Source organism: Roseateles sp. YR242 (genome assembly GCF_900109745.1).
Lineage (GTDB): Bacteria > Pseudomonadota > Gammaproteobacteria > Burkholderiales > Burkholderiaceae_C > Roseateles.
The window spans coordinates 45,182-57,565 of sequence record NZ_FOAV01000022.1 but is presented as its reverse complement, the minus strand read 5'-3'; the positions used below and the strand labels follow the sequence as shown (position 1 = coordinate 57,565).

General features: G+C 62.3%; 7 protein-coding genes and 1 pseudogene. 1 reads left to right on the top strand and 7 read right to left on the bottom strand.

Annotated elements, in window-relative coordinates:
- Nucleotides 1–362: 362 nt before the first annotated feature.
- From BMY53_RS24510 to BMY53_RS24490, 5 genes and pseudogenes are all read right to left on the bottom strand, one after another.
- A complete protein-coding gene (locus BMY53_RS24510) occupies nt 363–752 on the bottom strand; it encodes a beta-barrel domain-containing protein (protein WP_404947907.1) in 390 nt (129 codons plus the stop codon).
- A 169-nt stretch (nt 753–921) separates the two neighbouring features.
- Entirely contained in the window at nt 922–1,305 is a 384-nt protein-coding gene (locus BMY53_RS24505) for a hypothetical protein (protein WP_143074230.1), read from the bottom strand.
- Between the two features lie 112 nt (nt 1,306–1,417).
- Nucleotides 1,418–1,921 (bottom strand): annotated as a pseudogene (locus BMY53_RS24500) (integrase core domain-containing protein); the annotation flags it as partial.
- A 926-nt stretch (nt 1,922–2,847) separates the two neighbouring features.
- Nucleotides 2,848–5,265 (bottom strand): DOMON domain-containing protein, encoded by a 2,418-nt coding sequence (locus BMY53_RS24495; RefSeq protein WP_092949679.1) that lies wholly within the window; start codon nt 5,263–5,265, stop codon nt 2,848–2,850.
- A 168-nt stretch (nt 5,266–5,433) separates the two neighbouring features.
- Nucleotides 5,434–6,627: a hypothetical protein gene (locus BMY53_RS24490; RefSeq protein ID WP_092949677.1), complete on the bottom strand. Its 1,194-nt coding sequence runs from the start codon at nt 6,625–6,627 to the stop codon at nt 5,434–5,436.
- Nucleotides 6,628–7,102: 475 nt separating this feature from the next.
- Between BMY53_RS24490 and BMY53_RS24485 the strand changes: the two genes are divergently transcribed.
- Nucleotides 7,103–7,738, top strand: coding sequence for a YbhB/YbcL family Raf kinase inhibitor-like protein (locus BMY53_RS24485; protein WP_092949675.1), 636 nt, complete (start codon nt 7,103–7,105; stop codon nt 7,736–7,738).
- A gap of 29 nt (nt 7,739–7,767) precedes the next feature.
- On the opposite strand, the gene BMY53_RS24480 is transcribed toward BMY53_RS24485, so the two are convergent.
- Both BMY53_RS24480 and BMY53_RS24475 read right to left on the bottom strand, forming a co-directional pair.
- Nucleotides 7,768–8,475, bottom strand: coding sequence for a hypothetical protein (locus tag BMY53_RS24480; RefSeq protein WP_092949673.1), 708 nt, complete (start codon nt 8,473–8,475; stop codon nt 7,768–7,770).
- Between the two features lie 52 nt (nt 8,476–8,527).
- On the bottom strand, nt 8,528–12,349 hold the full coding sequence (locus tag BMY53_RS24475; RefSeq protein WP_177201043.1) for a response regulator: 3,822 nt from the start codon (nt 12,347–12,349) through the stop codon (nt 8,528–8,530).
- Nucleotides 12,350–12,384 lie beyond the last annotated feature (35 nt).

Below are 12,384 nucleotides of genomic sequence, written 5' to 3'. Positions count from 1 at the left end.
CGTGGGTCATGGCGTGGTGGCGACCATGCTTACTTTCGTCAGCGCAGGCTTTTTCGCGATCCAGGTCCTGGCTGAGCCCCGCTGCACAATGTGCATTATGTGACCTAAAGTTGCTATGTCACTAGCAAGCTTTTGGTCAGCGCGGCGTTTGCTGATCTAACGCACCTGAAATCGTGCTGCCCGCGACAAAAAACGGCCCTCGCCTCGATTCTGCGCACCCTAGATCATGGGGGCCACCCCGCAATTCGAATTGCACTCGCGTGTAATTTCTGATGTAGTCAGCATAGAGGCCGGTATTTTTATTGATGCCTATCGCACCCTTCATCCAGGCATAACACCAGGATCGACATCTTGCCGACGTACTACCGCCGTCGGGAGGTTTTTATTTCCGCCGTCAGATTCATCCCTGGCGCTAGCCTCACAGGCTTACCGTCGATGTCGATCAAACCTCTCCCCAACACCAGCGTTATTGGAAATATCGCTCCGCGTTTCTCATCGTTCACCGCATCCGCAGCCACGCTCTTCACTGTTGCTGAGACGGTGCCGTAGCGTGTATATGGAAAAGTCTCGAGCTTGATCTCGGCCTCCTGACCGAGCCGAACGAAGCCAATATCCTTGTTCTCCAAAACGACTTCTGCCGTCACCTCCGCCTCATCCGGGACCAGAACAAGAAGTACCTGGGCCTCCGTCACGACTCCACCTGCCGTGTGTACCGCCAGCTGTTGGACAGTACCGTCAACTGGTGCCGTCAGCCTGGTGAGTTGGTCGCGCTTAGCCGCTTTTGACCGTCTGAGGATAAAAGTTGTGCGTCAACTGAGGCGGTTCTTTGAGTACTGCGGCCTCGGCGCCTCGTTCAATGGCCCGTGCAGCCACTTCGAGATGGTATTTCTCGACAGACACCCGTCATGAGTGACCCAGCGCTCATTTTTCCTTTTGAGGACCGCAGCCCCTCGGCACCAGGATCGCTGGCAGCTCGGGCTTTTTCTTGCTGTAGATGAGCAGGTCGCCCTCCACAGTCACGCGCGCATTCAGCGTCGTGCTGAAGATGTTGGACTCAAAGTATTCCGGGGGCGGATACCAGACATCAAAGGTCTGGTTGATTCCTTGGATGGTGAACACCTGGCAGCGGACGTTGAATATCTCCTTCCCCTCAGCATAGGGCTTCACGGTGTGCACCGCACCAGAGCTGTAGCGCACCTCCACCGGTGCGGGGGTCTGGTTCTCCAGCATGAGATAGGTCACGGTGGAGCAGCCGGACAGACTCACGAGCCCGCAGCAGAGGGGGGCAAGCAGATGGTGTTTCATTAGAATTTCCTTCCTTGCACGAGGCCGGTCTCCATGAAGTTGTTGCGATGCCAGCGGTCAGAGTAGCGCATGCCAGGCAATGGATCACTGAACATCGAAATGGTTCCGCCGATCAGGTGGGCGACAAAATACAGAGGGCCTGACCTGCTCGGGAATTCCGAGACAGTAATTCCTGGAAGACGGCGGGTTGCAGGTTTTGATGGAGTTGCTGCTTGAACTCCATCGGGGTCAAGTATTGCAGACTGCTGTGCGGCCTCACCTCGTTGTAGTGCTGACGCCAGGACTCGATGACGACCTTGGCCTCGCGGCGCGAGCGGAACCATTCGACGGACAGGCACTCGTCGCGGAACTTGCCGTTGAAGCTCTCGTCGGCGCCGTTCTGCCAGGGCTTGCCAGGATCGTTAAGCACGGTCGCGATGCCTGCGCCGGCGATCCATTCCAGAATCCGCCAGGCTGACGAACTCCGGCCCGTTGTCCGAGCGCATGAACAGCGGAGCACCGTGCAAGCTCACCAGCCGCGACAGCACCTCGATCACGCGCTTGTGGAGCGGATGGAGCCGGCCACGTCGATGGCTAGGCACTCGCGGGTGTACTCGTCGATGACGGTCAGGCACTTTTGAAGCTTGAAACCGCCCAGCGTTCTGGAATGTTGAGAGCCTGCAACCAACGACCGCGAGTTCCTTGAAGCTCGCTCGTTTTCAACCATCACCTTAGGACGAGTCGCAATGCCAGCGGTGACAACTCGCGTAGGCCGATCCGTATTGGTCGCATAAGCGCCGCCCCCTAAACAGGGCCGCCTTCGATCAATTTCAGAATCTCCAACACAGACATCCCCTTTGGAAAAAGTGGGAAGATCTCTATTAATTCCGTAAGCGATTCCCCAATCCAAGCTTCGGAAGCTGTAGTCAATTTTCGCAAGTTTGGCCTTTATATTTAACTCATTAATCTCGCCATCAACAACTGCAGACAACTCCTCAAAGAGATGTCGTGTGCCCCCCCCCACCACAACAGGCTAATCGTTCACCACGTTCAACAAGATAATCGCACACTCACGCACACTATATCGAGCGTCCGAATCTTGAGCCAAACGTTCCGAATTTGGAATGTTCATTCAAGGACCCCCCAAATTCTTGAGTTCCTTCTGACGCTAATGATCATACTTTACTTTTTTTATCAGAAACACGCTGGGTGTCACTTCCGAAGTAATGAATCTCAACTCGCTGCCCATTCATTACGCCCGAACAACCTCCGCCAACTCCACCTTATTGTGGAGAAGTCGCGAATTTGGCTGCGAATACGCTCGCGCATGAGCTTTGACCCCGCAATAGGTCTTTATCAATCTCCTGTATTTTATTCTTGACATCGGAAATATCAGACTCAATTTCGTCACGACTGCGAAGGACTTTTCGCCCATCTGACGGGTTTATTTTCGGCTCTCCAGATGACGCAGCGGTGGTCGAAGCATTGGCCTTCGATTATTCAGCACGTAACTGAACCGATTGAAACTCTGTTCGAGGTCGCCTCCCTGCGTGAGCACACAGCTCAGCCGCCATCTCCCAACGCCGCCTCCAACTTCAGGAACACCTCCCGCGTCGACGGCTTCTCCGATCTCGAATCCCACTGTGCCCCGAGCGCCACCTGGTAGCGCGACGAGAACCGCTTCCTCCACATCACCGACCGGTGTTGGCTTTTCAGCGTGTGCGCGACCTCGGCCCCGGCTGCGCCACGCGCCGATCGCTCGTGCTGCACGATCACACGCATGCTTTCCTCGGCGCTCAGATGCAGCACCCCAAGCAACCTCAGTCCCGTCTCGTTGAGCGACGGGTACCGCCCATCGCCCCGGATTCGCGTCCCTGTGAACACCGGATCGAACTCCAGGCTCCGCCCCTGCGGCAACGCCCATCGGGAGCTGGCCTGCATAGACCACCAGCCGCCTTGACCGACACGATCGAAGTCGGTGTCCAGTTGCCGGCCCACGCTGCCTTCCGCCGTCAGCCTCGCCAGCCACGAGAACGGTGTCGTCTCGACGCCACCATGCCACGCCGGCGTCTCATGCAGCCGCCCGCCGCTGCGAGCGCGTTGCCGGTCCATGCCCGCATTGAGCCACGCAGCCGTGCGTCGCGCGGTGGACAACCAGAAGCCCGTGCGCAGCTCGCGGCGGATGACCTCGTTCCCCGGTTCTGCGCGCGCCGCATCGCGCAGGCTGCGCGCCTCGGAAGCACCGAAGTGCCATTCCGTCTGATGCAGGAGCCCGCCTCCGGGCAGCGACATCTCCCCCAGGCGCCGGTTCACCTCGCCTTGCGCTCGCCACAAGCCCGCCTGGTCGACGAACCCGAGCAGGTTGACGAACTCGGGCCCCACTCGCGTGACATCGGCGGAATTCAGCCATCGGTCGTCGCTGTACAGCAGCTTCGCCCACCCGGATCCGTCGCGTCGCGACGGCCCTGCCCTGCGTTGGACTTCGCCGTCGTCATCGGTCGCCAACGTGTTTTCGCTGGCCATCAGGCTCCATTGGGCCTGCCAGTGGCGTCCATCGGCACTGCTTCTCCAGAGTCCATCGACACCTGCCAGCTGGCCGCGGCGTCCGTCGCCCAGACTGCGGCGCGAGATCAGTGTCCCCAGCGTCAACGCACTGTCCTCGCCGTCGGAATCCCCATCGGCCGATGCCACCGGCCCGGGCAGGCCCGGCTGCCAACGGCCCCGGAATACCTCCGACGTGCTGGGGGCCGCCAGCGTCCATTCGTCGGTGCCCCAAGGACGCCCCCGGGTGACCACCGTGCCAGCCCGGTCCTCCGACATCAGCATCGTGGCGTCGGCGCCGGCCCCGCGCCAGGTCGCTCGAAGCCCCCAGCGCGGATCGGCGATCGTGCGTGAATAAAAGCCCGACAGCGGCAGCCCCAACACGTCGGCGCTTTCCAGGAAGTAGCGGCGCTTCTCCGGAAGCGCGAGCGCCACCGCGCGGTTGCCGTTGGTCTGCGGCGCGTCGATGTCCACCTGCGCGAAATCGGGGTTAAGCGTCGCGTTCACGAGCCAGTCCGCGCGCGGCCGCCACCAGCCTTCGACCCCCACGCTGCCGCGACTCGCCGTTTGCTCGCCGGTGCGCACGTTTCGTCCCGTCCATTCGACGGTGACGTCCCCTTCCTGGCGATTGCGATGCTCGCCGAGCACCGGTTCCAGGCCAGTCAGCGGCTCGCTCGCATGGAGGAAGTTCAGCGCCTCGGCATCGGCCTTCCCGCTCACCAGCAGCAGGTCGCCTGCGCCCGGCACCGCGCGGGCGACGACCATGCGCCACGGCGCGGCGGGCTGGAACGGGTAGCGCAGCGCCGACAACGGCCAGCGGATCTCCATGCTGTAGCCATCGGGCAGCAGCGCGGTGGCGACCCGCACCGGGAAGTCGGGTCCGAGTTCCTCCTCGTCGTCCGAGGCGCGGTACAGGCCGTCCGTCACTACGCCGGCCAGGCTGGCCTTGAGGAACATCGCGGACTCCCCGCGTCCGCCGGTGTCGATCCACACGCCGACCATGTCCTGGTCCCGCTGGACCGCATCGCGCCGCGACAGCACAACATGCGGCGGTTGCTCGCACCAGGCGCGGATGCCGATGATCAGCGCCCTGCCGTCGGCCACCACCTGCACCTGCGTCCGGATGCCGCTGGCGTAAGCCGCCCCGGCAGTGGGCTGCAGCTGCGCGAATGCCGCGTGCGCGGGCACGCGGCGCCAGACATCCTCCGTCAACTGCCCGTCGATCACGACCGCCGGCTCGTCCGCGGACATCGTTTCGACCGTGAAGGCGCCTGCGGGCAACGCCCACGCGACGAGCAGGCCATGGGCCAGCCCAGCTTTCACCACGCTCCTGGCGCCGCGGCGCGCGATGGTCAACAAGGTGCGACGACGCACAGACTCCCCTTGATCGTTGTCCTGCCCGATGCGATTTCGCTTCTCGGGCGGCCGGGAGTATGTCATTCCCCGATATGCGTTTTTGCGCAGTTCAAACGCAGGAAATTCCGCTCGCTCGCACCTGTCGCGCGATTGAGTGACGAAGCCACTCAGAAGCCAACCTGTCGGGGGGCTTGGCGCGACATTTCGTCGCGACCCACGGGCGCCATGAAGGTTGTTCGCAGTGATCCGCTGCTATTCGTTCGTCGCTGCGTCGATCGCTTTGGCGTATTCCAGGATGTCTTTCATGGCGCTCAAGGTTATGCGGAGTGCCCACTGCTCCAGGCGCGATAGGCCGGCATCGGGGATCGCGAGGAGTACAGAAAGTGTTCGGTAGGCAAAGTCATGCGTGAGCGTCCTTCCTTCGATTTGCGCGCGCATATCGGCAATCTTCGTGAAGGCAGTCGCTATCACCTGACTCCTCGGCCGCTCGGTCTTTGCCCCGTGAACCTCATTCGTGACTTTCACGATGCTATTTTTGGCGGCGCTGTACAGCGTTTCGACAAACTCCTGGACGGGCGCCGACGCACCGGCAGCGAGGCCCGCATCCTCGAATGCTCTGTTGTAGAGCATGTCGGAAACTGTGAAGACGCCTTGACCGACGCAGTCGCCAACGAAGAAGGTAGCTCGCCCCTGCGGAATGAGCGTGGTGATCGGCTGCGCATCGGCGTTGGGCAGGCGTTTCGGAGCGCGCATGATGATGTTGGTGGCCCTGGGGTCTTTGATGCTGCGTACCGAGGTGGTCTGGAAGAACTGCGCTGCGGTCTTCTCGAAGCACGCATTGCCGACTGCGCGGCAGAAGGCCGCATCTTCGGGATCGTTGTGGAGCAGCCCGAGTTTGGCGTTCGCGATGAGGCCCCGCGTATCCTGTTCGCATGCCTTGGCGAAGATTTGCTGCAGCAAACAGTGGGGAACGTGGTCGCCGGGATAGCGCAGGTCAATGCCGTGGACCTCCTCTCCGAGCGTGAATAAAAACATCGACCGCAATTCGCTGACTGACTTCGAAACCAGCTCGGGTGGATTGTCAGGCGTGTAATTAAAGCAGGTGACCTGCGAATCGTGTTGGTATTCGTCCCGCTTCTGATAATGCTCCAGCTCCGGGAAAGGATGATTTTCGCTGACAAACTCCGCGGATAGGTAGAGCCCCTGATGGCCCCCACCATTGAGATCCGAACCGGTCCAGCGGTTCTCCGTGTCGTTGGCAAGCCTCAAGAAAACGGTACGCCCAGCGTTTTCCTCCTGGGGCATGGCATCGCGATAACCGACATAGCGGTAGAGCACATCTTTGCTGTCCAGCGTCGTTCTGTAAGCCTTTAGGTCACCGTCGAAGATTTCGCAGGCAGCTCGGTAGAACAGATCGTAAACATCCTGGCGTTTAATCGTTGGCATCAACGTTCTGTAATTCTCTGTGCGGAGTCAAGCCATATGGCTAGGGAACCCGTGCCTCACGCCTCGTGGCCGCTTCGACCCCGCTTCGGGTGGTCCGCAGCGTTGCAAATCCTCGCCTTATCGGCATCCATGGCTGACACCTCTCGAATCAAATGGAAGTCGGTGAGTGCATTTTCTTCAGAAGCGGTTTAGTGACACCCACCCTGGCCCAAGCCGCGCTTGACCAACACGACCTCCATCGCGCGCCGCTTCCCCGCTTCCCCGCTTCGCGCAAGGGTGCCGATGATCCGAAGTAAGTGGCCAGGCCCGATGTCCCGGCAGTTCTGCCGCTCGCAATCTGAAGCAACCCGGGTTGATTCAGAAGTGACTAAGATCGACCAGATAATTTCTCGAGGTGGGATGCCAGCGCTCGAGACAGGGGAACGGTACCTATGCGCGCGCGCACCCCACCATTCCAAACGGAAGCCACTCCACCATGCAACTCACCAGTCAAAGTTTCCAGGACGGTCAGCCGATCCCTGGCGAATTCGCATTTGCCGTGCCAGACGCCGCCAACCACGTGGCCCTGTCGTCGAATCGCAATCCGCATCTCGCCTGGCGCGACGTGCCAGCGGGCACGCAGTCCTTCGTCATCGTGTGCCACGACCCGGATGTCCCGAGCCGTGGGGACGATGTGAACCAGGAAGGTCGCACCGTGCCGGCTTCGCTGCCCCGGGTCGACTTCTTCCACTGGCTGCTGCTGGACATCCCGGCTGCGACGCAAGAGATTGCCGCGGGCACCCAGTCCAGCAGCGTCACCCCGCGCGGAAAGCCCGGGCCTGCTGCACCTCAAGGATTGCGCCACGGCATCAACGACTACACGGGTTGGTTCGCCGGCGACGACCAGATGAAAGGCGACTACTACGGCTATGACGGTCCGTGCCCGCCGTGGAACGACGAGATCCCTCACCACTACGTGTTCACCGTCTACGCCCTCGCCGCGTCGACGCTAGGGGTCGAGGGGCCGCTGACCGGTGCCAACGTCCGGGCCGCGCTGGAGAAGGCGCCAGTGCTGGCCAAGGCCGCGCTGACCGGCCTGTACAGCCTCAACCCGGCCGTCAAGGTCGGATGAGCCCAGGAAGGCCGGTGCAGCATGTGAGCTCAAGGCGTGGCCGGATAGGGGGATCCGGTGAAGCCTTGCGCGGCCATGGCCGCAGCCGACTTCAAGTACGGATTCTGGGTCGGATCCAACCCCGCCAGTCGATCTGCCCGGTCGGGGCCAGTCAGCTCAGCCGGTGTGGCGAATGAGTCATCCCGGGACTTGTTGTCCACTTCATCGCTTCGCCGCGGGGAGCTTTGGCGCTTGGTCTGAAGCAAGTCCTTCAGCCACCGGTCAAACTCGACGTCGCGGCCGCAGAGATGCTCCGCCGTCAGGAGTGCGGTGACGGCGAGTTGTCGCACCTTCGCCGTTCTTCCGCGTTCCAGGAAGAAGTGAAGGTAGTGAAGGATCGCCCGCACGAACCACTCGGGACGTGTCCAGAGGTCGCCTTGGGTAGGCGGGGACGGATTCGCATCGGACAGATGGGAATATCGTTGATCCACCGTGGCCGCCCATGCCGACTGAAGTCTGAGCAACCCGTCGTCCGCGGCCACGTGAGCGCTCAGCCGCGCCATGCACAGTTCCACCGAGGCGATGACGATGTCCGACAGGCCGTGAATGTTGATCGGGTCCACCACATTCCACAGACTCGGATGCTCCTCATCCGAGGCCACCAGAAACCCGTCGGCGATGACGTTTTCCCATTCATGGTCCAGCGGCAGTCCCGCCAGACGGGAGATTTCATTGGTCGAAAGCGTTTTGAAATTCATGTTTGCCATTCTTGATGCGAGTTATCGGCCAGGGGGGCTTGGACTGAGGCACCTAACCCCGAACGCCCTCCCCCCACACGCTCGACAAATCCCCCGCCAACGCCATCAATGCTCGGTGGATCCCTGCTGCCGTCTCCACACTATCGCTACCCGGCACATCGCTTCCCTTCAGCTGCCCCTCAAACGCCCGCAGCCTCCGTTCCAACCCTGCTGCGCCAACCGCCCCGCTCGACCCGATCAGTGAATGGACCGTCGACCGCCAGCGCTGTGGCAGCCCGGGCGATTCCAGGTCCAGCAGATCAGGCGCGCCGCCGGCATAGCTCACCGCAGACTGCTGAAGCACCCGCACCAGCGCATTCATATTCCCGCCCAACCCTCTCAAGGCGAGCGCGGCATCCAGACCTTCCACACGGCCGAGCCGCGCCATGAGTGCCGAGTCGTCTGCCATTGGAGCCGCCCGTACGCCAGGTGCGGCCACCGGTGAACTGGGCAGCCATCGCAACAGAGCCTCATACAGATCCGCCGGGTTCACAGGCTTGGCGATGTGGTCATTCATGCCCGCCTCCAGGCAAGCCTGACGGTCCTCCACGAACGCATTCGCGGTCATGGCAATGATCGCCACGCTCGCGCCCGCTGCGCGAATGCGTCGGCTGGCCTCCAACCCGTCCATCACCGGCATCTGAACGTCCATCAGAATGACCGCAAAATCCGTTTCCGCCACGCGCTCCACCGCACTGGCACCATTGCCCACCACCTCGACGTTTAGACCGGCGGAGTTCAGCAGCTCGTGAGCCACTTCCTGATTGACCGGATTGTCCTCAGCCAGCAGGATGCGCCGGCCTGCGTACCGGGCACGAAGCTCGCGGAGGGCCGCATCTTCGGTCGAGAGTGCCTGCGCTTCTCTGTCGGGCGGGGCTCCCGGCTTGATGCGGCGGCTCGTGGAATCTTCGGTCGCCGTGCCATCCGAGGTGAAAGCCATCGCCGCCATTGACGCGGCCGTCTCCATGTGTTGCTCTGCCCGGTCAGCCAATACGCGGCCGATGGTGTCATGTAAAGCGGTCGGCGTGAGCGGCTTGTGCAATAGGGCATCAAACCCGGCGTCCCGGGCCCGTGCGCGCAGGGCGTCATCGTCGTAGGCCGTGACCAACACACAGGGTGGTATCTCATCGCCCAGCGTCCGTTGGAGTTCCGCCAGAGTCTGCAATCCGTCGAGCGGCGTCATGCGCCAATCGATGATGATGACGTCGAATGCTCGGTGGGCGGCGGCCTCCGCCGCCGCACGTTCCACAGCAGTTGCCCCGGTCAGGTGGCTATCCACGGCCATGCCCAGCACGCCCAGCACATCGGTGATGGCTTCCAACGCCTCGGGTAGGTCATCGACCACGAGGGCCCGCAGACCGTCCAGGCTGCCCCGCATCCCTTCCAGGTCCGGTGTGGCCGCTCGGCCCAGCTCGGCGGTGAACCAGAAATTGCTGCCGACGCCAGGTGTGCTGTCAACACCGACCTCGCCATTCATCAGCGAGGCAAGGTGACGGGTCAGCGCCAGTCCCAGCCCGGTGCCACCAAACCGCCGGGTCGTGGAGAGGTCCGCCTGCTCGAAGGCCTTGAACAGGTTCTGCTGCCGCTCCGGCGGAATGCCGATGCCGGAGTCGCGCACATCAAAGCGAAGCGAAAGTCGGTCGCCGGATTCGGACAGCAACTGCCCATTCAACCGCACCCAGCCGTGCTCGGTGAACTTGACCGCATTGGCCAGCAGATTGATCAGCGCCTGCGCCAGTCGTTTGGGGTCGCCGCGCAGGCGTGCAGGCATGTGGTCAGTATCCAGGACGAGTTCGAGGCCCTTGGCATTGGCTTCTTCCACCACCATGTCCAGGACGCCGGACAGCAGTTCATCCCGAGAAAACTCGATGTCCTCGAACGTCAGTTTTCCGGCCTCGATCTTGGAGAGGTCCAGGATGTCGTTGATCACCTGGAGGAGGTGCTTGGCCGAACGCTCGATCTTGCGCAGGCGGTCCTGCAGCAGCGCCTCCTTGGTCTCGCGGCGCATGAGGTGGGTCAGCCCGATGATGGCGTTCATCGGTGTGCGGATCTCATGGCTCATGTTGGCCAGGAACGCACTCTTGGCGCGGTTGGCCACTTCCGCGCTTTCACGGGCGCTGATGAGGGCGGTGGTGCGCTTTTCCACCAGTTCCTCCAGGCGGTCCGTATGCTCGCGCAATTGCGCTTCCATTTGTGTGCGAAGCACTTCGGAGCGGGCCACCCGAATGCCCATCGCCAGATCACTGGCGGCCTCCTTCAGCACCTCGATGATCGAGTCGTCGAAGATGTTTTGCTCGGCGGCGCAAATGTTCAGGACCCCCACAACCTTGTCATCAACTTCCAGCGGCAGGGACAGACTGGCCAGGCAGCCCCGTCGCAGTGCGCCTTCTTTCCAGAAGTCGTCTTCGGGCCGGCTATCGGCCTGTGTCCAGACTTCAATCGAATGGTTCCGAATGGCCCTGCCGACGGGGCCCTGGCCATGGGCGGACCTCACCAGCGAGGCATTCAGGCCTTCAATCAGGCTGGGCTCCAGGCCATAGGTCGCCATCAGTTGCACAGAACCATCCTCCTCGGCATACCCCACCCAGGCAAGGCGGAAGCGGCCCGCCTCGATGATGGCCAGGCACATCTGATCAAGCAGGGCCGCTTCGTCGTGCCGTTTCAGGAGGGTGCGATTGCCTGCCGAGACCACACGCAAGGCCCGGTTGGTCGCTTCGAGGCGATCCTCGCGTTCTTCAATCTGCGTGGCCGCTTCGTCAATGGCGCGGGCCAGCGTGCCGATCTCATCGTTTTGGTGGCGCAGGCCGCTACGTTCGCCGCGCTGGCCGTTTCGCTGGCGCTGCACCAGGTCGGAGAGCTGTTGCAGCGGATGAACAATCCATCGATTGAGCCCCAGCAGCAGTGCGGCGCCTGTGGCGACGAGCATGGCCAGCAGTGCACCAAAGGCCAGCGCTGCTTCCTGCCGAGCTGGTGCCTCCAGTGACGCCATGGGGGCCGCCAGCACCAGCTTGTATCGGCTGCCTACAGTGGCGTTCAACAACGGCGCCTGGGCCAGCAGTTTTCGTTCGCCGGCGCGGTTGACTGCTTCGAATGGACCAGATTCGGTCGTTTGCAGTCGTTGGGCCAGTGGAGAGGGGCCGATCTGTGTGCCTGTCCAATGGTCCAGATCCGGATGACGGGCCGCCAGGAAGCCACGTCCATCGATGATGGAGAGGGTTTCCTCTGGCTGACGTTCTGCCGCAGAAACGGTGCGGCTCATCCACTTCATGTTCAAGCCGCCGTAATAGACGGCGATCACCTTGCCGTCTGCGTCCCGGCGAGCCTTGCTGAGGGTGACAGTGGGCTTGCCGATGGTCCGGCTGACGAGTACGTCGCCCAGGGCAATACCGGTACTGGCCGCCGCCTGCTGGAACCAGCCGCGGTCGGCGAAGTTCACTGATTTGCCGGGTTCCACTGCCGCGCAGATGCGGTCTCCCCGGGCGTTGGTGATCCCGAACTGATCGTAGTCGGGCTCCCGCTTCAGTAGATCGGCCAGCAAGGCGTTGCAGTCCGCGGCGGGAGCGCCGGGCCGGGGCAGCGGGAACGCCATCAGGGTGTCCAGGACGGCCTCGGCCCGATCCACCATGACATTCTGGCGCGCCGCAATCAGGTTGACCCGCGTAAGGAGGTTGTCCCCAGCGCTCTTGATCCGCTCACGCCGCTCGGCGACCAGGTGCCAGGCCAGCAAGGCGCCCAGGATGGAAAAGACGGTCACGATCAGCCAGAGGACCCGGGCGCGCAGCGTGAGAGTGCGCCGGCTGGCGGCGCCTTCGACAGCGCCCTCTTCCACTCTCACTCCCACTCTCACTCCCCCCTCAGGCACATCTCGGG

Bases quoted from the DNA above. Each gene is read 5' to 3' on its own strand.
- BMY53_RS24505 (WP_143074230.1), bottom strand. From the start codon at position 1,305: ATGAAACACCATCTGCTTGCCCCCCTCTGCTGCGGGCTCGTGAGTCTG.
- BMY53_RS24495 (WP_092949679.1), bottom strand. From the start codon at position 5,265: ATGACATACTCCCGGCCGCCCGAGAAGCGAAATCGCATCGGGCAGGAC.
- BMY53_RS24490 (WP_092949677.1), bottom strand. From the start codon at position 6,627: ATGCCAACGATTAAACGCCAGGATGTTTACGATCTGTTCTACCGAGCT.
- BMY53_RS24485 (WP_092949675.1), top strand. From the start codon at position 7,103: ATGCAACTCACCAGTCAAAGTTTCCAGGACGGTCAGCCGATCCCTGGC.
- BMY53_RS24480 (WP_092949673.1), bottom strand. From the start codon at position 8,475: ATGAATTTCAAAACGCTTTCGACCAATGAAATCTCCCGTCTGGCGGGA.